A 282-nucleotide genomic window follows, 5' to 3' on the forward strand; every position below is an offset into this window, starting at 1 on the left:
AGCCAATGTTCCCGTTGTCATCGATGCGGAGCTGACGCGCGACCTGAAGCGGCTGAGCCGGCAGCATGGCACGACGCTGTTCATGACGGTGCTGACGGCGTGGGCGGCGGTGCTGTCGCGTCTTTCGGGGCAGGACGACATTGTCATTGGTGTGCCGAGCGCCAATCGCGGCCGGCGCGAGATCGAAGAGTTGATCGGCTTCTTCGTCAACACCCTGGCGCTGCGGCTCGACCTGTCGGGCGCGCCGAGCGTCGCCGAGCTTCTGGACCGGACGCGGCGCAC

1 protein-coding gene is annotated in these 282 nt (G+C 67.0%); it reads left to right on the plus strand.

Features of this window, described 5'->3' with window-relative positions:
* Positions 1–282, plus strand: a 282-nt coding sequence (locus PY650_RS37760) for a condensation domain-containing protein (RefSeq protein WP_285885072.1), incomplete at both ends; no start/stop codon positions are given.

Source organism: Martinezella calliandrae (assembly GCF_030272695.1).
Taxonomy (GTDB): Bacteria; Pseudomonadota; Alphaproteobacteria; order Rhizobiales; family Rhizobiaceae; genus Rhizobium; species Rhizobium calliandrae.